The organism is Micromonospora sp. LZ34, from assembly GCF_052981855.1.
This window is the reverse complement of sequence record NZ_JBRIQN010000049.1, coordinates 1-21,632: the sequence shown is the minus strand read 5'-3', so window position 1 is coordinate 21,632 and position 21,632 is coordinate 1. Positions and strand designations below refer to the sequence as shown.

Annotated in this window: 18 protein-coding genes; 7 read left to right on the top strand and 11 right to left on the bottom strand. The window is 73.4% G+C overall.

What is annotated here, in order from left to right:
• Positions 1-4: 4 nt before the first annotated feature.
• The 5 genes from ACVCAH_RS31585 to ACVCAH_RS31565 all read right to left on the bottom strand — a co-directional run bounded on the left by ACVCAH_RS31585 (position 5) and on the right by ACVCAH_RS31565 (position 5,664).
• Positions 5-910 carry a tetratricopeptide repeat protein gene (locus ACVCAH_RS31585; protein WP_447139897.1) on the bottom strand — a complete coding sequence of 302 codons (906 nt, stop codon included), beginning with the start codon at positions 908-910 and terminating at the stop codon, positions 5-7.
• A 198-nt stretch (positions 911-1,108) separates the two neighbouring features.
• Positions 1,109-2,797, bottom strand: a complete 1,689-nt coding sequence (locus tag ACVCAH_RS31580; protein ID WP_447139896.1) for an acyl-CoA mutase large subunit family protein — start codon at positions 2,795-2,797, stop codon at positions 1,109-1,111.
• A gap of 109 nt (positions 2,798-2,906) precedes the next feature.
• Entirely contained in the window at positions 2,907-3,320 is a 414-nt protein-coding gene (locus ACVCAH_RS31575; RefSeq protein WP_447139895.1) for an Asp23/Gls24 family envelope stress response protein, read from the bottom strand.
• 128 nt (positions 3,321-3,448) lie between these two features.
• Complete coding sequence (meaB, locus tag ACVCAH_RS31570) at positions 3,449-4,384, bottom strand: methylmalonyl Co-A mutase-associated GTPase MeaB (protein WP_447139910.1); 936 nt, start codon at positions 4,382-4,384, stop codon at positions 3,449-3,451.
• 80 nt (positions 4,385-4,464) lie between these two features.
• Positions 4,465-5,664, bottom strand: a complete 1,200-nt coding sequence (locus ACVCAH_RS31565) for an acetyl-CoA C-acetyltransferase (RefSeq protein WP_447139894.1) — start codon at positions 5,662-5,664, stop codon at positions 4,465-4,467.
• A 62-nt stretch (positions 5,665-5,726) separates the two neighbouring features.
• Here ACVCAH_RS31565 and mce point away from each other — a divergent pair, with 62 nt between their 5' ends.
• From mce to ACVCAH_RS31540, 5 genes are all read left to right on the top strand, one after another.
• Positions 5,727-6,197 (top strand): methylmalonyl-CoA epimerase, encoded by a 471-nt coding sequence (mce, locus tag ACVCAH_RS31560; RefSeq protein WP_447139893.1) that lies wholly within the window; start codon positions 5,727-5,729, stop codon positions 6,195-6,197.
• A 339-nt stretch (positions 6,198-6,536) separates the two neighbouring features.
• Positions 6,537-7,892: a crotonyl-CoA carboxylase/reductase gene (gene ccrA / locus ACVCAH_RS31555; protein ID WP_447139909.1), complete on the top strand. Its 1,356-nt coding sequence runs from the start codon at positions 6,537-6,539 to the stop codon at positions 7,890-7,892.
• Between the two features lie 288 nt (positions 7,893-8,180).
• Positions 8,181-9,443, top strand: a complete 1,263-nt coding sequence (locus ACVCAH_RS31550; RefSeq protein WP_447139892.1) for a cell division protein DivIVA — start codon at positions 8,181-8,183, stop codon at positions 9,441-9,443.
• Positions 9,444-9,617: 174 nt separating this feature from the next.
• Complete coding sequence (locus ACVCAH_RS31545) at positions 9,618-11,813, top strand: hypothetical protein (RefSeq protein WP_447139891.1); 2,196 nt, start codon at positions 9,618-9,620, stop codon at positions 11,811-11,813.
• Positions 11,814-12,003: 190 nt separating this feature from the next.
• Positions 12,004-13,263 carry an AI-2E family transporter gene (locus ACVCAH_RS31540; RefSeq protein WP_447139890.1) on the top strand — a complete coding sequence of 420 codons (1,260 nt, stop codon included), beginning with the start codon at positions 12,004-12,006 and terminating at the stop codon, positions 13,261-13,263.
• A gap of 7 nt (positions 13,264-13,270) precedes the next feature.
• Here ACVCAH_RS31540 and ACVCAH_RS31535 read toward each other — a convergent pair whose 3' ends face one another.
• The 5 genes from ACVCAH_RS31535 to ACVCAH_RS31515 all read right to left on the bottom strand — a co-directional run bounded on the left by ACVCAH_RS31535 (position 13,271) and on the right by ACVCAH_RS31515 (position 18,261).
• Positions 13,271-14,080, bottom strand: a complete 810-nt coding sequence (locus ACVCAH_RS31535) for an alpha/beta hydrolase (protein ID WP_447139889.1) — start codon at positions 14,078-14,080, stop codon at positions 13,271-13,273.
• 66 nt (positions 14,081-14,146) lie between these two features.
• On the bottom strand, positions 14,147-14,473 hold the full coding sequence (locus ACVCAH_RS31530; RefSeq protein WP_447139888.1) for a hypothetical protein: 327 nt from the start codon (positions 14,471-14,473) through the stop codon (positions 14,147-14,149).
• A gap of 88 nt (positions 14,474-14,561) precedes the next feature.
• Positions 14,562-16,352, bottom strand: coding sequence for a 3-hydroxyacyl-CoA dehydrogenase family protein (locus tag ACVCAH_RS31525; protein ID WP_447139887.1), 1,791 nt, complete (start codon positions 16,350-16,352; stop codon positions 14,562-14,564).
• 172 nt (positions 16,353-16,524) lie between these two features.
• Positions 16,525-17,595, bottom strand: coding sequence for an alpha/beta fold hydrolase (locus tag ACVCAH_RS31520; protein WP_447139886.1), 1,071 nt, complete (start codon positions 17,593-17,595; stop codon positions 16,525-16,527).
• 129 nt (positions 17,596-17,724) lie between these two features.
• Positions 17,725-18,261, bottom strand: a complete 537-nt coding sequence (locus tag ACVCAH_RS31515) for an FHA domain-containing protein (protein WP_447139885.1) — start codon at positions 18,259-18,261, stop codon at positions 17,725-17,727.
• Between the two features lie 277 nt (positions 18,262-18,538).
• Between ACVCAH_RS31515 and ACVCAH_RS31510 the strand changes: the two genes are divergently transcribed.
• On the top strand, positions 18,539-20,035 hold the full coding sequence (locus tag ACVCAH_RS31510) for an aldehyde dehydrogenase family protein (RefSeq protein ID WP_447139884.1): 1,497 nt from the start codon (positions 18,539-18,541) through the stop codon (positions 20,033-20,035).
• A gap of 51 nt (positions 20,036-20,086) precedes the next feature.
• Here ACVCAH_RS31510 and nucS read toward each other — a convergent pair whose 3' ends face one another.
• Positions 20,087-20,746 carry an endonuclease NucS gene (nucS, locus tag ACVCAH_RS31505; protein WP_447139883.1) on the bottom strand — a complete coding sequence of 220 codons (660 nt, stop codon included), beginning with the start codon at positions 20,744-20,746 and terminating at the stop codon, positions 20,087-20,089.
• Positions 20,747-20,817: 71 nt separating this feature from the next.
• Between nucS and ACVCAH_RS31500 the strand changes: the two genes are divergently transcribed.
• Positions 20,818-21,435 (top strand): DUF4126 domain-containing protein, encoded by a 618-nt coding sequence (locus ACVCAH_RS31500; RefSeq protein ID WP_447139882.1) that lies wholly within the window; start codon positions 20,818-20,820, stop codon positions 21,433-21,435.
• The last annotated feature ends 197 nt before the right edge of the window (positions 21,436-21,632 follow it).

The window sequence follows — 21,632 nt, the reverse complement described above, 5'->3', positions numbered from 1 at the left end:
GTGCTCAGAACAGGGCGCTGGCCAGGGCCCGCCGGGCGGAGGCCACCGCGGGGTCGTCCGGACCGGCGATGGTGAACAGGCCGACCAGGTGCTGGCGTACCTTCTCCCGGTCGTCGCCGGCGGTGCGGCGGACCAGGGCGACCAGGCGCCGGTAGGCCTGCTCGGCCAGGCCGCTGAGCACCTCGATGTCGGCGGCGAGCAGGTGCGCGTCGACGTCGTCGGGGTTGGCCTCCGCGGCGGCGAGCGCCGCCTGCGGGTCGGCGCCGGCCACCCGGCGGGCCAGGCCGACCTGGGCCAGGCCGGCCTCGGCCGCGGCGTCCGCCGGCGACTCGGCCAGGATCTTCCGGTACGCCCGCTCGGCGGCGTCCAGGTCGCCGCTCATCAGCGCGTCGTCGGCCTCGTCGAGGCGGGGGTCGGTCGGCTCCGCGACGCTCACGCCACCGGCCTTGAGCACCGCCTGGATCCACTGCCGCAGCTGCGCCTCCGGCACCACCCCGGAGAAGGCGTCGATCGGCTGACCGCCGACCACCGCGTAGACCATCGGGATGCCCTGTACCCGGAACATCTGGGCGATGCGCGGGTTGGCGTCCACGTCGATCTTGGCAAGCACCCAGGCGCCGCCGCCCTCGACCGCCAGCCGCTCCAGCACCGGGGAGAGCTGCTTGCACGGCTCGCACCACTCGGCCCAGAAGTCCACCACGACCGGGGTGCTCAGCGAGCGTTCGAGGACCTCGGACTGGAAGGTCGCCTCGGTCACGTCGATGACGGTGACTCCGCCGACGGCGCCACCGGGCGCACCGGCGGGGGGACCGGACTGGACGGGGGTCTGGCTCGGGGCAGGGGTGCGCAGCGCGCTGAGGTCGACCGCGCCGCGGGTGAAGATCGACGAGGTGATCCGTGGGTCGCTCATGGTTATCTAGTCTCGCACGTACGCCGCCCAACTCCGATCAACCGCGACGGCGACAGTTGCAGTTCTCACCCTGCTCACCACCCCTGCCCGCCCCCGCCGCACCCGCTGCCCGCGATCGTGCACTTTCGGCCCGCGGTACGCGGCATCCGCGGCATTTGCCGGGCGGAAAGTACACGATCGCAGGGAGGTCGGCGGGGGTCAGAAGCGGGCGGGCTCGCGGTAGGTGCCCCACTCGGCGCGGAGGGCGTCGCAGATCTCGCCGAGGGTGGCCTCGGCGCGGACGGCGTCGAGCATGGCCGGGATCATGTTCTCGCCGGTCCGGCCGACCTCGACCATCCGCGCCACGGCCGCCTTGACCGCCGCGTCGTCCCGGGCCGACTTGCGCTCGGCCAGCACCCGGCGCTGCTCCAGCTCGACCTCGTGCGAGATGCGCAGGATCTCCAGGTCCTTGGCCACGGTGTTGGTTTGGCAGTTGACCCCGACGATCTTCTTCTCGCCCTTCTCCAGCGCCTGCTGGTAGACGAAGGCCGACTCGGCGATGTGGCCGGTGAACCAGCCGTCCTCGATGCCGCGCAGGATGCCGGAGGTCATCGGGCCGATCTGGTGCGGGCCCTCGCCGCCGAGCTGGCGGATCCGGGCGAAGATCTCCTCCGCCTCGGCCTCGATCTTGTCGGTGAGCGCCTCGACGTACCACGACCCACCCAGCGGGTCGGCCACGTTGGTCACCCCGGTCTCCTCCATCAGCACCTGCTGCGTCCGCAGGGCGATCTCGGCCGACTCGTCGGTGGGCAGCGCGAGGGTCTCGTCCAGGGCGTTGGTGTGCAGCGAGTTGGTGCCGCCGAGCACCGCGGCGAGCGCCTCGACAGCGGTCCGCACCACGTTGTTCACCGGCTGCTGGGCGGTCAGCGAGACCCCGGCGGTCTGCGTGTGGAACCGCAGCCAGAGGGCCTTCTCGCTGGTCGCGCCGTAGACGTCGCGCAGCCAGCGGGCCCAGATCCGGCGGGCGGCCCGGAACTTGGCGATCTCCTCGAAGAAGTCGACGTGCGAGTCGAAGAAGAAGCTCAGGCCGGGGGCGAAGACGTTGACGTCCAGCCCGCGGCTCAGGCCCAGCTCGACGTAGCCGAACCCGTCGGCGAGCGTGTACGCCAGCTCCTGCGCGGCGGTCGAGCCGGCCTCCCGGATGTGGTAGCCGGAGACCGACAGCGGCTTGTAGCGCGGGATCTCCCGGGCGCAGTACTCCATCAGGTCGCCGATCAGGCGCAGGTGCGGCTCCGGGTCGAAGAGCCACTCCTTCTGCGCGATGTACTCCTTGAAGATGTCCGTCTGCAGGGTGCCGTCCAGGGTGGACAGGTCGGCGCCCTGCCGCTCGGCGGCCACCAGGTACATGCAGAACACCGGCACGGCCGGGCCGGAAATCGTCATCGAGGTGGTCACCCCGGCCAGGTCGATGCCGTCGAAGAGCACCTCCATGTCGGCGGCGCTGTCCACCGCGACCCCGCAGTGCCCCACCTCGCCGAGCGCCTGCGGGTCGTCCGAGTCGCGCCCCATCAGGGTGGGCATGTCGAAGGCGACGGAGAGCCCGCCGCCGCCGGCGCCCAGGATCATCTTGTAGCGCTCGTTGGTCTGCCGGGCGTTGCCGAAGCCGGCGAACTGCCGGATGGTCCAGGCCCGCCCGCGGTAGCCGGTCGGGTGCAGGCCCCGGGTGTACGGGTACTCGCCCGGCCAGCCGATCCGCTCGAAGCCCGGGTAGGCGACGCCCTCCGGCGGCCCGTAGACCGGGTCGACGGTCATCCCGGAGAGCGTGGTGAAGTCGGCGTCCCGCTTGCGCGCGGCGTCGTACCGGGCCTGCCAGCGTGCCCGTCCGGCTGCGATCTCGTCGGCGTTCATCCGCAGGGCTCCTCCTCGAGCTCTCGACTGCACGTCGAGTGTAGAGCCCTGGCCTGAACGATCGCTAAGGAAAGTCGTACCGGCCGGTAACCTGAGCTGCGCGGAGCGCTCAGGCGGTCGGCGCCGCGGGCTCCCCCAGGGCCACGTCGTCGACCCGGATGTTGACCTCGTCGACCCGTAGCCCGTACGCCTCGACCGCCTCGGTCACCTTCGCCCGCACCTCGTCGGTCACCTGCGGCACCGGCCGGCCGCCCTCGATCACGATGACCAGGTTGACCACGGCCGCGCCCTTGGTGACGTGCGCCGAGCAGCCCCGCCGGGCGTCGCCGACCTGGTCCAGCCCGACCCGGTCGAGCACCGCGTTGAAGAACCGGGCGACGTCGCCGCCCAGCTCGGCCACCCCGGGCACCGCCCGCGCGGCGGCCACCGCGATCTTCTCCACCACCTCGTCGGAGACCTGCGTCGTCCCGCCCGCCACCGCGTCCGGCGTCACCGACAGTTCCCGCGTCGCCTCGTCGCTCATGCTCTCCACCCGGCCGAACACCCCGCCCCACGCCGATCGTGGAGCGGTGCGAGCGTACTAGTTCCCGGTGGCGTCGGGTGGCCGCGGCACGGGCCTGTCGGGGCCGGCGCTCCGGGGCCGGCGGAGCGTCAGGAGCCGAGCTGGCCGAGCAGCTCGTCCGCAGCCGCGTACGGGTCCAGCGCCCCCTCGGCCACCTTCGCGGCGAGCGCCGGCAGCTCCGTACCGTCGCGCAGCGAGCCGATCCGGTCGCGCAGCGTGCCGAGCGCGATCGCCTCGACCTCGGCGGCGGCCCGCGCCTCCTGCCGGCGGCGCAGCTCGCCGTGCTCGACCAGCCAGCCGCGGTGCTTGTCGATCGCGGCGGCGATGTCGTCGATCCCCTCGCCGCGGGCGGCGATCGCGCGCACCACCTGCGGCCGCCACTGGCCCGGCCCGCGCTCGCCCAGCGCGATCATGCCCTGGATGTCGCGGACCGTGGCGTCGGCGCCATCCCGGTCGGCCTTGTTGACCACGAACACGTCGGCGATCTCCAGGATGCCGGCCTTGACCGCCTGGATCGCGTCGCCCATGCCCGGGGCGAGCAGCACCAGCGTGGTGTCGGCCAGCGAGGCGACCTCCACCTCCGCCTGCCCGACGCCGACGGTCTCCACCAGCACCACGTCGCAGCCGGCGCCCTCGAGCACCCGGACGGCCTGCGGCGTGGCCGCGGAGAGCCCGCCGAGGTGGCCCCGGCTGGACATCGACCGGATGTAGACCCCCGGATCGGTGGCGTGGTCCTGCATCCGGACCCGGTCGCCGAGGATCGCCCCACCGGTGAACGGGCTGGACGGGTCGATGGCCAGCACCCCCACCCGGTGGCCGCGGGCGCGCAGCGCCCGGACCAGCTCGTTGGTGGTGGTGGACTTGCCCACGCCGGGGGAACCGGTCAGCCCGACCACCTGGGCCTGGCCGGCGTACGGCGCCAGCGCCGCGGCGATCCGCGGCAGCGTCTCGTCACCGGACTCGACCAGGGTGATCAGCCGGGCCACCGCGCGGGGGTCACCCGCGCGGGCCCGCTCGACCAGCATCGGCACGTCCCGGCTGCGGCGCACCGATCCGGTGGCCGCCGCCGGGACGCTGTCGACCGTTCCGCTCACGGTTCCGTCGCTCACTGACCGCTCTCGCCGGCGGCCGGGACGTGGATGATCAGCGCGTCGCCCTGGCCGCCACCGCCGCAGAGGGCCGCGGCGCCGGTGCCGCCGCCCCGGCGCTTGAGCTCCAGCGCGAGGGTGAGCACCAGCCGGGCGCCGGACATGCCGATCGGGTGGCCCAGCGCGATCGCCCCGCCGTTGACGTTCACCTTCTCCGGGCCGACCCCGAGGTCACGCATCGACTGGATGCCGACCTGGGCGAACGCCTCGTTGATCTCGATCAGGTCCAGGTCGGAGACGCTCAGCCCGCCCTTGCGCAGCGCGTGCTGGATGGCGTTGGACGGCTGCGAGTGCAGGGAGTTGTCCGGGCCCGCGACGTTGCCGTGCGCCCCGATCTCGGCCAGCCAGGTCAGCCCCAGCTCCTTGACCTTGGCCTTGCTCATCACCACCACCGCGGCCGCGCCGTCGGAGATCGGCGAGGAGCTGCCGGCGGTGATGGTGCCGTCCTTCGTGAAGGCGGGACGCAGCTTCGCCAGCGACTCCGCCGTGGTGTCCGGCCGGACCCCCTCGTCCTCGCTGATCACCAGCGGGTCGCCCTTGCGCTGCGGGATGACCACCGGGGCGATCTCCTCGGCGAAGTGGCCGTTCTTCTGGGCGGCGGCGGCCCGCTGGTGGCTGGCGGCGGCGAAGGCGTCCTGCTCCTCGCGGCTGATGCCGTGCTTGGCGCCGAGCCGCTCGGTCGACTCGCCCATCGAGCAGCAGTCCCAGGCGTCGGTGAGGCCGTCCAGCGCCATGTGGTCCTTGACCACCACGTCGCCGTACTTGTAGCCGCCGCGCTGGCCGAGCAGCAGGTGCGGGGCGTTGGTCATCGACTCCATGCCGCCGGCCACCACGATGTCGAACTCGCCGGCCCGGATCAGCTGGTCGGCCAGGGCGATCGCGTCCAGGCCGGAGAGGCAGACCTTGTTGATGGTCAGGGCCGGTACGGACATCGGGATGCCCGCCTCGACCGCCGCCTGCCGGGCCGGGATCTGCCCGGTGCCGGCCTGGAGCACCTGACCCATGATCACGTACTGCACCTGGTCGGGGGCGACGCCGGCGCGCTCCAGCGCCGCCCTGATCGCCACGCCGCCGAGTTTGGTCGCCGGGAGGTCCTTGAGGTTGCCCAGCAGGCGCCCCATCGGGGTCCGCGCGCCGCTGACGATCACCGAAGCCATACCTGCCTCCGAGGGGGGTGCCGACCTGTACGCCTTAACGATTGTTCGGCCAGACTAGCGCCATGGCTGAGAACTCCCCCGTCGAGACCGCTGCCGACTATGTCACAGACATCGGGCTGCGGCGGATCGACCACATCGGGGTGGCCGTCGCCGACCTGGACGCCGCGATCGACTTCTACCAGCGGACGTTCGGGATGCGCTGCGTGCACACCGAGACCAACACCGAACAGGGCGTCCGCGAGGCGATGCTGGCCGTCGGGCCGACCACCGAGGGCGGCTGCCTGCAACTGCTCGCCCCGCTGACGCCGGAGTCGACCATCGCGAAGTTCCTGGACCGCAACGGCCCGGGGGTGCAGCAGGTGGCGTACACCGTGGCGGACATCGACGCGGCCTGCGCGGCGTTGCGCGAGCGCGGCGTCCGCCTGCTCTACGAGACCCCGAAGCGCGGCACCGCCAACTCCCGGATCAACTTCGTGCACCCGAAGGACGCCGGCGGCGTCCTCGTCGAGCTGGTCGAGGCGGCCGAGCATTGACGTACGCCGCGCCCCGCCGCGCGGGCGGCGGGGCGCGGCGGCGGGCAGGCCGGTCGGCACGGCCGGGTCCCGGCGCGAGCGGCGCCGGAGCCACTCGCGGGCCGGCGCCGAGCACGGCACTGCGCGGTTCAACGTTCACCCGGACACCTTCACGCATCGGTCGATGCGGTTTTTCACAGAGGACTTCCGGCCCTAGCTACCGTTCAGTAACGTCCGCCCCACCGGAGCGCGGCCGGTGCCGGATGTGTCGGACGCCGACATGGTGGACAGGCCGCACCGGCGCCGACGATGGCAGCACCCAGGCCCGTGCGCGCGGGTGCGGACGAACCGGAGGTCACCGTGCAGGACATCCTCGAAGCGATCATGTCGGCGGAAGGCTCCGCGCAGCCGGAGCGGGAACTCGCCGCTCTCGCCGGGCTGCCCGTGCCCGAGTCCTACCGCGGCGTCGTGGTACGCGCGGACGAGACCCGGATGTTCGAGGGCATGGCCACCCGGGACAAGGACCCGCGCAAGGCGCTGCACGTGCAGGAGGTGCCGACGCCCGAGCTCGGCCCGGGCGAGGCGCTGGTCGCGGTGATGGCCAGCGCGATCAACTACAACACCGTCTGGACCAGCATCTTCGAGCCGCTGTCCACCTTCAAGTTCCTCCAGCGCTACGGCCGGCTCTCCGAGCTGACCCGCCGGCACGACCTGCCGTACCACGTGGTCGGTTCGGACGCCGCCGGCGTGGTGCTGCGGACCGGGCCGGGGGTGACCCGGTGGTCCGCCGGCGACGAGGTGGTCGCGCACTGCCTGTCGGTGGAACTGGAGGACGCGGCCGGGCACGACGACACCATGCTCGACCCGCAGCAGCGGATCTGGGGCTTCGAGACCAACTTCGGCGGCCTGGCCGAGCTGGCGGTGGTGAAGGCCAACCAGCTGATGCCCAAGCCGCGGCACCTGAGCTGGGAGGAGGCGGCCAGCCCGGGCCTGGTCAACTCGACCGCGTACCGGCAGCTCGTCTCGCACCACGGCGCGAACATGAAGCAGGGCGACGTGGTGCTGATCTGGGGCGCCTCCGGCGGGCTGGGTGGCTACGCCACCCAGATGGCGCTCAACGGCGGCGCCATCCCGGTCTGCGTGGTGTCCAGTCCGGACAAGGCGGAGCTGTGCCGCAGGATGGGCGCGGAGCTGGTCATCGACCGGGCCGCCGAGGGCTTCCGGTTCTGGAAGGACGAGCAGACCCAGGACCAGGACGAGTGGCGGCGCTTCGGCGAGCGGATCCGGGAGCTGACCGGCGGCGAGGACCCGGACATCGTCTTCGAGCACCCCGGCCGGGAGACCTTCGGCGCGAGCGTCTACGTGACCAAGCGCGGCGGCACCATCGTCACCTGCGCCTCCACCAGCGGCTACCAGCACCAGTACGACAACCGCTATCTCTGGATGCACCTCAAGCGGATCGTCGGCAGCCACTTCGCCAACTACCGCGAGGCGTGGGAGGCCAACCGGCTGGTGGCGCTGGGGAAGATCCACCCGACGGTGTCGAGGACCTACCCGCTGGAGCAGACCGGCCAGGCCGCGTACGAGGTGCACCGCAACGCCCACCAGGGCAAGGTCGGCGTCCGCTGCCTCGCCCCGACCGACGGGCTCGGCGTACGCGACCGCGAGCTGCGCGCCCGGCACGAGGACGCGATCAACCGGTTCCGCGGCCACTGACCCGACAGGGGCCGCCAGGCGACGATTGCCGCAACGTCGATCGCCATTCCGCACCGGCGTCGGGCACGCATTCGAGTGCCCGTGCCCGGGCGGCGACAAAGGGCCGCGGGGCCTTGCCCCGCGGCCCTTTTCCGGGTCTCCGCCCAGGCCGTCCGACCCGCCCGGGACCTGCCAAGATCGCCGATTGGTCCGGTCCCCGGGAGCCGCCGAAGTTGACCATGTAAACAGGACAGCAAAGCTCGCCACCGCTCTTGCGAAGGACCCTGGGGCGTCTGCGAGTATGTCCCAATGCCCCAGCAGCAGTCCTCCCCTCTCGCGTTCTTCGATAACGCGAACTCGCAGCCAGATTTCACCGTCGGCCTGCGCGGATACAACACCCACCAGGTCGATGACTTCATCGGCCGGATGACCGCCGCGCTGACCCAGTCCGAGCAGGCCCGCGCCGAGGCCGAGCAGCGGATGAACGACGCCCAGCGTCGGCTCCGCCAGGCCGAGCAGCGCATGTCCGCGCTGGAGCAGAAGCTCACGGACACCAACAAGCAGCTCGAGGAGAACAGCCGGCCGACCCTCTCCGGCCTCGGCACCCGCGTCGAGCAGATCCTCCGCCTCGCCGAGGAGCAGGCCAACGACCACCGCAACGAGGCCAAGCGCGAGTCGGAGGGCATCCTCTCCGCCGCCCGCCTCGAGGCGCGTGAGATCACCGACAAGGCCCGGGCCGAGGCGGCGGCGATGAAGGCCACCGCCGAGCGCGAGGCGGGCAACGTCCGTACCGCCGCCGAGCGGGAGGCCGCCGAGGTCCGGGTGCAGGCCCGCCGCGAGGCCGACACGCTGCGCGCGGACGCCGAGCGGGAGACCAAGCAGCTGCGCACGGTCACCGCGCACGAGGTCGCCGAGCTGAAGTCCACCGTCGAGCGGGAGGTCGCCACGCTGCGCGCCACCGCCGAGCGGGAGATCACCCAGCAGCGGGCCAAGGCCGCCCGCGAGGCCGAGGAGAAGCGCGCCGAGGCGACCAAGCTGCTCACCGACGCCCGCGACAAGCGCGACAAGGACCTCCAGGCCCTGGAGCTCCAGCTCGCCGAGCGCCGCGAGAAGGCCGAGCGCGAGGAGTCCGAGCGGCACGCCGCCCAGGTGGCGCAGACCCAGAAGCTGGTCAGCGAGGCCGAGCAGCGCGCCCGGGCGGCCCAGGAGCGGGCCAAGGAGATCGAGCAGCGGGCCGAGGCCCGCCGGGTCGAGTCGGAGCGCGGCGCGACCGAGACGGTCGAGAAGGCCAAGGCGCTGGCCGACAAGACGCTGAACGAGGCGCGGGCCGAGTCGCAGCGCCTGCTCAACGAGGCGCGCACCGAGGCCGAGCTGACCACCCAGGCGGCCCGCCGCGAGGTCGAGGACCTCACCCGCCAGAAGGACGCGGTCACCGCGCAGCTGGGCCAGATGCTCTCCGGTCTCGCGGGCATCGTCCCGGGCGTGCCGGCGCAGGCCGCGCCGGCGCAGGGCGAGGCGAAGAAGGCCGCCGGCGACGCCGGCGACAAGGTGGCCGCGGAGACCGCCAGCTGACCGGCCCGGCCGGGGCATGACACGGCGCGGGGTGACACCGGGTGACCGGTGCCTCCCCGCGCCGTGTGCGTTTCCCGGCCGGCGGGAACCGGGCACCGGAAACGCAGTGAATCAGGTCCCAACAGGGGCGTCCGTATCGCCCCAGGAGCGGCCGATGCGTGTGAGGATGGGAGCATGTCGCACGGCGAGGAACTGTTCGCTCTCGGCGGGGACGTGACCACGGAGCCCAGCTTCGAGTCCGCTCTGCGGGGGTACGAGAAACGACAGGTCGACCGGTACGTCGCGCGTGCGGAGCACGAGATCGCGACCCTCGCGGCCGAGCGGGAGCAGGCCTACACACAGATCCACAAGCTGGCCGGCCAGGTCGAGGTGCTCCAGCGGGATCTCGCCCAGGTGCGCAAGCAGGTCGGGGTGGTCGACCGCGCCTCGTTCCGGCACCTCGGCCCCCGGGTCGAACAGATCCTCACCCTCGCCGAGGAACAGGCCGAGGCCATCCTGCGCGAGGCCAACGAGGAGATCGAGGCCCGCCGCGCGGCCGCCGAGCACATCATCGAGGAGGCCCGCGCGGAGGCCGCCAAGGCGCTCAAGGACTTCGAGATCGCGCTGTCCGCCCGCCGCGCCGAGGAGGAGCGGCACACCGCCGCCCGCAAGGCCGAGGCGGACGCCGCCGTCAAGGCCGCCAAGGCGGAGGCCGAACGGCTCCGCAAGGCCGCCCAGGAGGCGCTGAGCAAGGCCCAGCAGGAGGCCACCCAGCTGCGGGACGCGGCGAAGGAGATCCACACCCGGGCCCAGCAGGAGGCGACCAAGCTCCGCGAGGCCGCCAAGGAGGCGCACGCCAAGGCCCAAAAGGAGGCCACCGAGCTGCGCGAGGCGGCCAAGGAGGTGCACGCCAAGGCGCAGCAGGAGGCCAAGCGCCTGGTCGACCAGGCCACCGAGGCGGGCCGGGCCACCCACGCCAAGGCCCAGCGCGAGGCCAAGCAGATCATCGACGACGCCAGCACCGCCGGCCGGGCCACCCGCGAGAAGGCCCGCCAGGAGGCGGAGCGGCTGACCACGCAGGCGGCCGAGTCCGCCCGGCGCAGCCGGACCGAGACCGAGGCGTACGTGCAGCGGATGCGCAGCGAGACCGAGGCGTACGTGCAGCACGCGCGGGCGCAGACGCAGCAGGAGCTGGGCGCCTGGCGGGCCGGCGTGGAGAAGGAGGTGAACAGCCGGCGCGAGGCGGCCGACCGGGAGCTGACCCAGCGGCGGGCCGCCGCCGAGCAGGAGTTCACCACCCGCCGGGCCGAGCTGGAGAAGCAGTACAAGACCCGGCACGCCGAGGTGGAGAAGCAGCACAAGACCCGGCAGGACGAGCTGGAGTCGACGTACACGAAGCGGCGCGTCCAGCTGGAGTCCGAGTACTCCACCCGCAAGAACGAGATCGAGCAGGGCGCCGCGGCGGTCCGCGAGGCCGCCGAGCGGGACGCGCTCACCATGCGCCAGCAGGCCGAGGAGGAGGCCGCGGCGCTGCTCAGCCGGGCCGAGTCGGAGGCGACCGAGAAGCGGCGCAGGGCCGACGAGCACGTCGCAACCTCCCGCCGGCAGTTCGAGGAGTACGCCGCCACCACCCAGCAGCACCTGGCCACCACCCAGCAGCACCTCGCCGCGACGCAGCAGGAGGCAGCCGCCGGCCGGCAGCAGCTCGCCCAGGTGATGCTGGAGATCGCCCAGGCCCAGCAGCAGCTCGCCGACCTGCGCCAGGAGACCTGGCAGTCCCGGCAGGAGTCCGACGAGCTCCAGCGGCAGGTGGCCGAGCTGCGGTTGCAGCTGGCCACCGGGGCGACCGGCCCCGCCGGCAGCGACGGCGCCACCGTGGCCGCGCCGACGACCGGTCCGAACGGTAAGCGGAAGGACGCCGCGTTGCGGCCGGCCGACGTGGACGGCCGGCCGGGGGTCGACGGGAAGCCGGCGTCCGGGATTCCGGCGGGCGCGGCGGCCCGCCCGGCCACCGAGGCGGAGGCGAGCGCGAAGCCGGCCACCGGGCCGGGTGCCGGCACGAAGCCGACGGGGGGCGCCGGGGCCAAGCCGGCCGGTGGGCCGGGCGGAATGCCGGCCGGCGCCAAGCCGGCCGGGAAGTCCACCACCGAGCCCGCCGATGCCGGGCAGGCCGAGGCACGCCCGGTCGCCGAGCCGGTGACCACGGTGGACGGCGGCGCCCCGTCCGGCGTGGACGGCGAGCCGACGGTGGCCGCGGTGCCGGGTGAGGGTGGCCGGGGCGCCACCCCGACGAAGATCACCAGCACCGGCGAGAACGGCAAGCGGCCCACCAAGCCGACCGTCGACGAGCGCAGCGCCAAGCCCAGCACGGTCAGCGCCGAGAAGGACTGACCGGGGCCGGGACGGCGCGCCGACCGGCCGGGCAGCCACCACAGCTGCCCGGTCCGCGGGTGCCGGGGCGAGCGCACGCCGGCTTCGCCGTACCACCCCGCGCGCCCGCTACGCTCCTGGCTGGAACCCGCTCGCGCGGGTCGGCAGCGGTGTCCGGCGGATCCGCCGGACGTGACCGGAGGAGGTCCTGGTGGCGCAGGGCGAGCCGACGACGGACGGACCGGACCCGGAGCAGCCGGGCGCGTCCCGCCCCGACGAGAAACCGGGCCGGCCCGCGACCTCGCCCGAGGGACCGGCGTCGGCGCGGGCACAGGGCGGGCGGCCGGACGCGGCGACCGAAGCCGGGGCGCCGACCGGGTCCACCGACCCGTCGGACGACGACCCGCCGGTCTTCACCGTCTCCGGACGGTTCGGCCGGCCCGGCCGGCCGCTGCGCCGCAACAGCTTCCTGCTCGGCTTCACCGGCGCGCTCGGCGTGCTGCTCGCGTACACCGTCTACCTGGGGCTGCGCAACGCGGCCGGAATCCTGGTCCTGGTGGTGATCGCGCTCTTCCTCGCCGTCGGCCTGAACCCGGCGGTGGTACGACTGCGCAGGTTCGGGCTGCCGCGCGGCCTGGCCGTGGCGGTCGTCGCGCTGACCGTGCTGCTGCTGCTCTGCGGCGGCGTGGTGGCGCTGGTGCCGCCGGTCGTCACCCAGTCCGGCCAGTTCATCGAGCAGCTACCGAGCTACGTCCAGGAGCTGCGCCGCAACCAGGCCGTCAACGACCTCGTCGAGCGGTACGACGTGATGGAGCGGGTGCAGAGCGCCGCCAACGCGCAGAACGTCGGCCGCGCCCTCGGCGGCGTGCTCGGCGGCGCCCAGTTCATCTTCGGCACCATCTTCCGGACCCTGACCGTGCTCGTGCTGACCATCTACTTCCTGGTCTACTTCGACAAGCTCCGGGCGCTCGGCTACGCGCTGGTGCCGGCCTCGCGGCGGGAGCGGGCGCGGCTGATCGGCGACGAGATCCTGGCCAAGGTCGGCGCGTACATGGTGGGGGCGCTCAGCATCGCGGTGCTGGCCGGGGCGAGCACCTTCGTGTTCGCGCTGATCGCCGGGCTGCCGTACCCCTTCGCGCTGGCCGTGGTGGTCGCGGTGGCCGACCTGATCCCGCAGATCGGCGCCACCCTCGGCGCGGTCATCGTGAGCCTGGTCGGCTTCGCCACCGACCTGCCGGTCGGCATCGCCTGCGTGGTGTTCTTCGTGATCTACCAGCAGGTGGAGAACTACGTCATCTATCCCAAGATCATGCGACGGTCGGTGGAGATCAACGAGGTGGCCGCGCTGGTCGCCGCGCTGCTCGGGGTGGCGCTGCTGGGCGTGCTGGGCGCGCTGCTGGCCATCCCGCTGGTCGCCGCCGTCCAGCTGATCCTGCGCGAGGTGGTCCTGCCGCGGCAGGAGTCCCGGTGACCCGCGCTCAGCCGGCCTGACCGGCGGGCGGCCCGGGCACCGGGCGGTCGGCGAACGAGGCCACCGTACGGTCGGCGTACGCGCTCACGTCGCCGGTCTCCATCGGCCCGTCCCAGGCGGTGGGCAGCGGCACGGAGGCGGCCGGGTTGACCCGGCGGACCACTTCGTCCAGCACGGTCTCGGCGTCGCCGACCCAGAGGTGCTTCGCCCCCGGCACCCCGACCACCTCGGCCTGCGGCACCGCCGCGAAGCGTTCCCGCGCCTCGTCCGGGCGCAGGTAGTCGTCGAACTCCGGCACCAACGCGACCAGCGGCTTGCCGGCGTCGGCCCACTGGGCCAGGTCGGCCGGGGTGGAGAAGCGCAGCGGCGGGGAGAGCAGGATCGCCCCGGTCACCGCCGGGTCGCAGCCGTACTTGAGCGTCAGGTCGGTGCCGAACGACCAGCCGAGCAGCCAGATGTTCGGCAGCTCGTGGAACTCGGCGTACTCGATGGCGGCGGCGACGTCGAACCGCTCGCCGACGGCGGCGTCGAACGTGCCCTCGCTGGTGCCGCGGAGGCTGCTGGTGCCCCGGGTGTTGAACCGGAGCACGGCCAGGTCGGCCAGGGCCGGCAGCCGCCAGGCCGCCTTGCGGAACACGTGGCTGTCCATCATCCCGCCGTGCGTGGGCAGCGGGTGCAGGCAAACCAGGGTGGCCACCGGCTCCCGGTCCAGCGGGCGGGCCAGCTCGCCGACCAGCCGCAGACCGTCCGCGGTGTGCAGCTCGATGTCCTCACGGCGCCCGGGCAGGATGGAGGACGCGCGGATCGGTGTGCTCACCCGACCAGTCTCCCGCGCCGCGGCACACGCCGCCGGGCGGGGCGGGAACGGGGTGATCCAGATCGCTCAGCCGTAACGGGGGGCGCCGCGGCCGCGCTGCACCGCCGGCCCGCGCCGGTCCCGCGCCCGCCAGCACCCGCTGTGCCAGTGCCGGCGGTCGCTCAGGTCGCCCCGCCCGTCCGCCGGCCAGGCCACCACGTGCGCCACCCCGGGGCGGATCTCCTGGTCGCATCCCGGGCAGCGGTACGTCTTCACCGCCGCCCCGCCGGTGATCCCGCGTACCTGCCAGTCGCCGTCGCGCCACTGCTGCACCGACGCGACGCCCTGCCGCGCCCGGTCGGTGTCCAGGTGCGCGGTGTCGTCACGGCGGGGTCGGTTGCGACGCGGGCTCACGCTTCCCAAGCGTACGGTCCGGCCGACGGGACGCCCCGCCGGCCGGGTCCGGTCAGTCCCAGGTCTCCGGCCGGGGGCGTTGACCGGGTCAGCGGTTGGTGTGGTCGCGGAACCCGCGCCCGCTCTTGCGGCCCAGGTAGCCGGCGGTGACCAGGTGCTCCAGCAGCGGCGCGGGCGCGAAGCCCGGCTCGCGCAGCTCCAGGTAGAGCTCGCGCTGGATGGCCAGCGAGACGTCCAGGCCGACCACGTCGAGCAGCTCGAACGGACCCATCGGGTAGCCGCAGCCGAGCTTCATGGCGTAGTCGATGTCGTCGGCGGTGGAGTAGCTCGCCTCCAGCATCTTCACCGCGTCGTTCAGGTACGGGAAGAGCAGCGCGTTGACGATGAACCCGGACCGGTCGCCGCAGACCACGCCGGTCTTGCCCAGCGCCCCGCAGACCGCGCGGGCGGTGGCGGTGGTCTCCGCCGAGGTGCGGATGGTCTGCACGATCTCCACCAGCGGCATGATCGGGGCCGGGTTGAAGAAGTGCAGCCCGACCACGTCGGCCGGCCGCTGGGTGGCCATCGCGACGTCGATCACCGGCAGCGACGAGGTGGTGGTGGCGAGCACCACGCCCGGCTTGCAGATCTCGTCGAGGCTGGCGAAGAGGGCCTTCTTGACGCTGAGCTCCTCGACCACCGCCTCGACCACCAGGTCGACGTCGGCGAGGTGGTCCAGGGTGGCGGACCAGGTGATCCGGCCCAGCGCCGCGTCCCGGTCGGCCTCGCTGAGCTTGCCCCGCACCACACCCTTGTTCAGCGAGGTCTTGACCGCCTCGCAGACCTTGGCCGACTTCTCCGCGCCCCGGGTCACCGAGACGACCTCGTAGCCGGCCTTGGCGAAGACCTCGATGATCCCGGTCGCCATCGTCCCGGAGCCGACCACGCCGACCTTGGCGATGGCCCGGGCGCCGTCGGCGAGCGCCGACTCCGTCGCCACCGGCGTCTGCTCGTCCGGTACGACCACCGGGGAGCCCGGCCGCTCGTAGGTGTAGAAGCCGCGGCCGGACTTCCGGCCGAGCAGCCCCGCGGTGACCATCTGCTTGATCAGCGGCACCGGGGCGTGCCGGCGGTCCCGGCCGCCCCGCCGGTACATGGTGTCCAGGATCTCGTACGCGGTGTCCAGGCCGATCAGATCCATCAGGGCGAGCGGGCCCATCGGCAGGCCGCAGCCGAGCTTCATCGCCGCGTCGATGTCCTCGCGGCTGGCGTAGTGCGACTCGAACATGCCGACGGCGTGGTTGAGGTAGCCGAAGAGCAGCGCGTTGGCGATGAAGCCGGCCCGGTCGTTGATGGTGACGTCGACCTTGCCCAGCCGGGCGCAGAGCGCCTCCACGTCGGCGACCACGTCGGCCGAGGTGACCACCGTCCGGACCACCTCGACCAGCTTCATCACCGGGGCCGGGTTGAAGAAGTGGATGCCGATGACCTGGTTGGGCCGGGTGGTGGCGACCGAGATCTCGGTGACGCTCAGCGACGAGGTGTTGGTGGCCAGGATCGCCTCGGGCTTGCAGACCCGGTCCAGCTCGGCGAAGATCCGCTGCTTCAGGTCGAGGTGCTCGGGCACCGCCTCGATGACCAGGTCGACCGAGTGCAGCGCGGCCAGCCCGACCTGCCAGTCGACCCGGGCCAGCAGGGCGTCCCGGTCGGCCTCGGCGAGCTTGCCCTTGGCCACCGCCCGGTCGGTGGAGCCGGTCAGGGTGGCCCGGCCGCGGTCCAGCGCGGCGTCGGAGATCTCCACGGCCACCACGTCGATGCCGTTGCGGGCGAAGACCTCGACGATGCCGGCACCCATGGTGCCCAGTCCCACCACGCCCACGCTGTTGAACTCGCGCGCCACGACCGGCCTCCCCAACGCTCCGCACGGCCGCATGAACGGCCACTAAGGTTATGCGCGCGAGTCTGCCACGTGACCGTCGGTTGTCGAGACGCCGTGGGATATTTCACCACCTTCGGCGCTGCCGTCGATCGATGTCCGCCCCGGCGCGGCCGGGTGGCGAAGGGTGGGCCGCTCAGGCCGTCGGGGCGGTGGTGAGGGCGAGCAGCTCGGCGACGAACTCGGCCGGCCGCTCCAGGTGCGGGCTGTGCCCGCAGCCGGGGAGGAGCACCTCGCGGTAGCTGCCGCCGGCGGCCGCGTACCGGTCGAGCACCGCCCGGGTCTGGCCGACCATCGGCTGCGGCGGGCAGTCCACCTCGCCGGGCCACCCCGGCACCGCGCCCAGCGACCCCAGGTACGCCAGGTCCATCAGCGCGGTGTCCGAGACGATCACGTCGGCGTCCCCGTGGATCCAGGTGACCGGCGGCTTGTCGGCGACCCCGACCAGGTCGTCGGCGATCCGGAAGTGCACCGGGGAGAGGGCGTTGAGCACGCCCCGCCGGCCGGGTGCGGTGCCCGGCCAGTTCGCCGAGGCCACCGCCGTGCCCGGGTAGTTGTCGTCGCCGGTGGCGGTGGACAGGACGCTGTCCAGCAGCAGTTCCTCGTCCTCGCCGAGGGAGGCCGGGTCGGCCACGTAGGTGGCCCGCAGCACGTTGCTCGGGCTGGTCGGGGCGTCCGCGCCGCGGTCGCCGGCGGCCAGCCGCTTGACGAAGTCCTGGTTGGCGGTTCCGCCGCCGGTGCCGGCGAAGTCGGGGGTGGTCGGCGTCCCGGCCAGGTCGCGGGTGCCGCCGTAACCGTAGGGCGAGACGGGCGCGGAGAGCAGCAGCGCAGCCACCCGGTCGGGGTGGTCGACCAGCACCTGCATCGCCACTCCCCCGCCCAGCGAGTGACCGGCCACCACCGGCCGGGCGCCGGCCGGGAACAGCGACCCGTCGTCCAGCAGGGCGGCCACGTCGTCGGCGAAATCGCGCAGCCCGCGGGTGCCGTCGACCGGCGCGGTGTCCGTCTCGCCGTAGCCACGCAGGTCGGGCGCGACCACCCGGAGCGTGGCCGGCAGCCGCCGCACCAGCGGCTCCCAGAACAGGGCCGACGAACAGTTGCCGTGGATCAGCAGCACCGGTACGCCCTCCGGCGGCCCGGCCACCCGTACCGCCTGGGTGATCCCGTTCGCCGTCACGACATGCTGCACGGTCTCCATCCGCGGCATGCTGCCACGCGGCCGCCGGCCCGTCCATGTGCCCGATCGCCATGCCCCGCCCGGCAAGGGTGGGACCTCAAACCACGCGCCCGGCCAGTCGACCGACGGGACGCGTCCGGGACGGAGCGCGCTCCCGGCCTACGGGGCGCTCGGGACGGCGGGCGCGGCCGGCGCCACCGGCTCCGCCTCCCGCTCCGGCGCGGGTGGCGCCGCCGCCCCGGCCGGCACGACAGGTGCGGCCGGCACGGTGGGCTCGGCCGGCAGCGCGGCGGTGGCCGGTGCGGCGACCGGCAGCGGCAGGGTCGGCCGGTGGTCCCGGCGCGGCGTGCCGAAGAGCAGGCCCACCGGGTCGGTGCGGGCCACACCCGGGTCGAAGAACCGGAGTTCGGTGCGGCCGATCCGGATCACGTCCCCGTCGCTGAGCCGCTCCAAGCCGGTGATCCGCCGGTCGTTCAACCAGGTGCCGTTGGTCGAGCCGAGGTCCACCAGCGACACCCCCTCGGGGGTGAGCCACACCTGGGCGTGTCGTCGACTCAGATGCAGGTCGTGCACCATAACGTCCGCGGTCGGGGCGCGGCCGATGACCAGCGGGGCCGGGCGGACCCGGAAACTCGCCCCGCGCATCGGCCCACCGGCCACCGTCAGGACCGGCAGCAGCTCCGGATGTTCCTCCATGGACAGTCAGCCCTCCACTCGCACGGTCACCCCGCGCGTCAGCCTGCCATCAGACAGTAGTTGTCTCCACCGCCCGCGCGGTCATCTCCGCTTCCCCGGCCGGTTCACGTTCTGTTCGCCGGAACGGCATGCGGCCCGCGTACCGGACGGTCCCTCCGCCCGTTCAACGAAGCTGGCGACCCGACCGGTTCACCGGGCGCGCGGCGGCCCGCAACCGGGCGGCAGGCCTCGACCGCTACCCCTACCGGCGAGTAATCCTCGGGTCTAGACTTCCGCCATGACGGCAGTGCAGGTCCCGGGCGCCCCCCGCATCGAGGACGGCCGGCTGGTCTCGACCAGCCCCGCGACCGGCGCCGAGGTCGGGCGCTATCCGGTCGCCACCGCGGAAGACGTGACCCGGGCGGTCGAGCGGGCCCGTGCCGCCGCCGAGTGGTGGGCCGGGCTCGGTTTCACCGGGCGGCGGCAGCGGCTGCTGCGCTGGCGTGCCCTGCTCGCCCAGCGGATCGAGCAGCTCACCGAGCTGATCCACGCCGAGGGCGGCAAGCCGGTCGCCGACGCCGTCGTCGAGCTCGTCACCGCCGTCGAGCACATCGACTGGGCGGCCCGCAACGCGCGCCGGGTGCTCGGCCCGCGCCGGGTGCGCTCGCGGCTCGTGCTCGCCGAGTTCTCCGCCCACCTCGAATACCAGCCGTACGGGGTGGTCGGCGTGATCGGCCCGTGGAACTACCCGGTCTTCACCCCGATCGGCTCCACCGCGTACGCGCTGGCCGCCGGGAACGCCGTGGTCTTCAAGCCCAGCGAGTACACGCCCGCGGTCGGGCAGTGGCTGGTCGACAGCTTCGCCGAGGTGGTGCCGGAACACCCCGTGCTCACCGCGGTGCACGGGTTCGGCGACGTCGGCGCCGCGCTCTGCCGCTCCGGGGTCGGCAAACTCGCGTTCACCGGCTCGACGGCGACCGCAAAGAAGGTGATGGCGGCCTGCGCTGAGTCGCTGACCCCGGTGCTGCTGGAGGCCGGCGGCAAGGACGCGATGATCGTCGACGCGGACGCCGACCTGGACGCCGCCGCCGAGGCCTGCGTCTGGGGCGCGCTCACCAACGCCGGCCAGACCTGCATCGGCATCGAGCGGGTGTACGCCGTCGAGCCGGTCTTCGACGCCTTCGTCGGCAAGGTGGTCGAGCGGGCCGGCCGGCTGACCGTCGGTGTGGACGGCGCCGACATCGGGCCGATCACCATGCCGAGCCAGCTCGACGTGATCCGGCGGCACATCGACGACGCGCTGGCCCGGGGCGGGCGCGCGGTGCTCGGCGGCGCGGACGCGGTGCAGCCGCCGTACGTGCGGCCGACCGTGCTGGTCGACGTGCCCGAGGACTCGGCCGCGGTCCGCGAGGAGACCTTCGGCCCGACCCTGACCATCAACCGGGTCCGCGACGCCGAGGAGGCGGTCACCCGGGCCAACGCTCTGTCGTACGGCCTGGGTGGTTCGGTCTTCGGGCGGCGGCGCGCGGTGGCGATCGCCCGCCGGCTGCGCTCGGGCATGGCCTCGGTCAACTCCACCCTGACCTTCGCCGGGATGTCCACCCTGCCGTTCGGCGGCGTCGGCGACTCGGGCTTCGGCCGGATCCACGGCGAGGACGGGCTGCGCGAGTTCGGCCGGGCCAAGGCGATCACCCGCCGCCGGGCCCGCTCGCTGCTGCCGTCGACCACCTTCGAGCGGACGCCCGCCGACGTGGCCCGGCTGGTGAAAGCCATCAAGGTGATGTACGGGCGCTGACCGGCGCCGGATCGCGGTGCGGCTGACCGCCCTCAGATCGCCCGCCGGCGGTCAGAAGAGGGTCAGCTCGTCCCGCTCGATGCCGCGCAGCTTGTCGTAGTCCACCACCACGCAGCGGATCCCCCGGTCGGTGGCGAGCACCCGGGCCTGCGGCTTGATCTCCTGCGCCGCGAAGACTCCGGTCACCGGGGCGAGCAGCGGGTCGCGGTTGAGCAGTTCGAGATAGCGGGTGAGCTGCTCGACGCCGTCGATCTCGCCCCGTCGCTTCACCTCGACGGCGACCGTGGCGGCCTGCCCGTCCCGGCAGAGCAGGTCGACCGGGCCGATCGCGGTCATGTACTCCCGCCGGATCAGCGTGAACCCCTCGCCCAGGGCCGTCGGGTTGGCCGCCAGCAGCTCCTGCAGGTGCGCCTCCACCCCGTCCTTGCGCAGGCCGGGATCGACGCCCAGCTCGTACGAGGTGTCCTGGAAGATCTCCTCCAGGGTGATCCGCAGCTCCTCGCCGGCCTTGTTGACCACCCGCCAGACGCCCGGGGCCTCCTCCAGCCGGCACGGCGGGCTCATCCAGTTGAGCGGCTTGTACGCCCGGTCGTCGGCGTGGATGGACACCGACCCGTCCGCCTTCACCATGAGCAGCCGGGTGGCCGGCGGCAGGTGAGCCGAGAGCCGTCCGACGTAGTCCACCGAGCACTTCGCAATCACCAACCGCACCCGACGAGGGTAGCGGAGACCCCGGCCGTCGCCACCGAGCGCCACTGGCGTACCGGTGCGATGCTGAGACGGTGTTCGAAGTCCTCACCGGCACCGGCCTCGCCGCCTCGGCGGGCCTGAACGCCTACATCCCCCTGCTCGCCATGGGGCTGCTGGCCCGCTACACCGACCTCATCGACCTGCCCAGCGGCTGGCAGTGGCTCGGCAACGGCTGGGTGATCCTGATCCTCGCCGTGCTGCTCGCCGTCGAGGTGGTCGCCGACAAGGTGCCGGTGGTCGACCACGTCAACGACGTGGTGCAGACCGTCGTCCGCCCGACCGCCGGCGGCCTGGCGTTCGGTGCCGGAGCCAGCTCGGAGACGGTCACGGTGCGCGACCCGGGCAGCTTCTTCACCTCCAGCGAGTGGGTCCCGGTGGTGACCGGGGTGCTGATCGCGCTCGGCGTGCACCTGCTCAAGTCCGCCGCCCGGCCGGTCATCAACGCGACCACCGCCGGCGTGGGCGCGCCCGTGGCGAGCACCGCCGAGGACGCGACCAGCGTGGCGATGTCCCTGGTGGCGATCATTTTGCCGGTGCTGGTGCTGGTGTTCCTGGCCGGCCTGGTGCTCTTCCTCTACTGGTTCCTCCGCCGCCGGTCCGACCGCCGCCGGGAACGCCGGGCCGCCCGCGCCGCCGGCTACCGCGTCTGACAGCGGGTGTGGCCCAGCTTGCGGTGGTGGGGTGTGGCCCGCGTGGTGGTCGTGCCCGCGTCGTAGGTCGCGGTTGGTGGTCGGCGCATCCGCTGGTGCCCGCGTCTGCGGACAGGACCTGGATGCGCCGCTGGCCGGCACCCGGGAGTGGGTGCCGGCCAGCGGTGGATGTGCTGCTGGCCGGCACCCGTTGTGGG